This is a genomic window from Anoxybacillus sp. UARK-01 (assembly GCF_002075365.1).
Taxonomy (GTDB): Bacteria; Bacillota; Bacilli; order Bacillales; family Anoxybacillaceae; genus Anoxybacteroides; species Anoxybacteroides rupiense.
On the sequence record NZ_NASY01000012.1, the window covers coordinates 1 to 2,258 of the forward strand.

Here is a 2,258-nt window from a genome sequence, read left to right on the forward strand (position 1 = left end):
CTAATATTTCATTCGTGAAGATATCAAAATATTGTATATAAATGTCATCCTTTAAACCTTCTCCTTTTACTACTAAACCATAGGCATATTTTTCAATTTCTCTAAGTGGGATTGCAAACACAATGCCTGGTTCAATATTAGGAATCTTTTTTCTCTTTTTTAACTTAAATTTTACATCGGAGATTTCCATTTCCTCCAATTGTTCAACGATATTTGAATCAAGTTGCATAGCCTCCATAATCAATGCTTCTAATTCAGCCACCGTTGGTTTTCTTTTGAAATTTTCTTCATAAATTTTTTTGATTTCTAATAGTGTGTCACCTAACAAATCGATTGCATCATCACTTAAAATAATTGTTTGCTTGTTTTTTATGCTTTCCCAGAATGACATACAATCACCATCCATATCTTCTTACTACTTCTTTATAAACCCTTCTAGATTCACTCATATATTTTCTATACGTTTTATTTCTTTTACTAATAGGTCTTATCTTGTTTCTAAGCTTACTTTTTCCACCGTGTTTCAAATATAGACGGTGTTCTAATCCACGCGCTTGTCCCCAGGACAGATTGCTAGCAACTTCTTCAAAATCTAAATCAGGATGGTTTTTACTATGGACATATCTTCTCTTCTTAATATTTTTAGTTCTTCCGACATATTTTACTACATTTCCTTTCTTTAAGACATAAACAGATTGTTTTGCCGCTTTGAATCTTCCTCCACCAACAAAACCAAACGCCGCCGCGACTGCGACACCTTTCCATCCTTTTCCTGATTTATACGCCTTATACCCATCGTACGCCGCAAATCCAGCGTTAACTACAAACCAGAAGAAATGCCCATCCGGATCGACCAGCATCACCGGATTGTTGTTCGCATACGTATAGCCGTTTTGTGTGAGGATATCGTCCGCATCACCCGGATCAGGGTCCATGGACAAGAACACGCCATGCGTTGGATGATAGTACCGGGCAATTAGGTAATAGAGACCCGTTTCTTGGTCATATTGGTATCCCGCATAACGATATGGGTTTTCGGTTGCCATCTCACCCAATTGGGAAAGAAGCTGGCCCCATGTGTCGTACTCGTAACGAGCGACCACGTTTCCTTGCGCATCCGTTAACGCGATGACATCGCCATGCGCGTTGTAGTGGTAGAAATACGTCGCCCCGCCTTTTTTCATCGCCAACAGCTGGCCGTTTTCTCCGTATACATACGATTGTACCACATTTCCGCTCGCGTCGGTTTCATATAAGACGTTGAGGCTGTCGCCTTGGTAATGGTAGTTCGTCACCACGCCATTGACGGTCTTTTGAATGCGGCGGCCATCTTCATCATATTGGTACGTCACAAACGGCGCGCTTTCGCCTTTTCTTGTAACGGAAACCAATTGATCGGCTTCGTTCCATTCATATCGATACTGGCCGTCTTCTAATCGGTTGCCGTTCGCGTCATACGTGATCGTTTCATCGCCGAAACGAACCAATTGATTCGCCGCATTATAATCGGCCGTCGTCGTCATCGATGATCCGTCTTTCGTTTTCACGATTTTCGTCCGGTTCCCGAATCCATCGTACGTATACTCGATCGTCGTTCCATCCGGCCATTGTTCGATCTTCAACTGATCGAGCTCATCATAGCTGTACACCGTGACGTCCCCGTTCGACGTTTCGATGCGGATTCGGTTGCCGTTTTCGTCGTAACGGTACGTTTCCGCCAATAACTCAGTTCCGTTCGCCGTTCCCACCACCAGACTGTTCACCAAGCCGCGGTCGTCATACGTAAAGGTGGCACCCGCTTCATTTCCGGTGGTAAACGTGCGAACATGGCCTCTTTCGTCATAATCCAAACGGTACGTATACGTTCCATCTTGAACAACCGTATTTTGATCCAAGGCGTCGTATTGGTACGTAACCGTTTGGCTAAACGATCCGTGCGAGAATAGGAACTGTTGCAATTTATCCGAGGTGGTCGGATACGTCCATTTTTGGACTCCGCCGCGGTCGGATTGCTCTGTCACACGGTTCTTCTCATCAAACTTTCTAGTCTTCGTCATGCTGTCTTGTAAATATTGGACAAAACATGTTTTCTGACAAAAAAAGGCCCTTACGTAACCTTAGTGAAGGAAGAAGAGAATGGAGAAAATGAGCGTGTAAATCATTATTTTTAACTCCGAATTCTCCATTACCTCGTGTTTTTCCACTAAAAGAACGTAAGAGCCAGTCTTACTTTGCATGAAACCGTTACTATCTAATTA

At 43.0% G+C, this 2,258-nt stretch carries 1 protein-coding gene and 1 pseudogene; both read right to left on the reverse strand.

Annotation, left to right across the window (positions count from 1 at the left end):
- Window positions 1–391 (reverse strand): annotated as a pseudogene (locus tag B6A27_RS01285) (Imm26 family immunity protein); the annotation flags it as partial.
- Between the two features lie 4 nt (window positions 392–395).
- Complete coding sequence (locus B6A27_RS01290; RefSeq protein WP_236631759.1) at window positions 396–2,021, reverse strand: RHS repeat domain-containing protein; 1,626 nt, start codon at window positions 2,019–2,021, stop codon at window positions 396–398.
- Window positions 2,022–2,258: the final 237 nt, after the last annotated feature.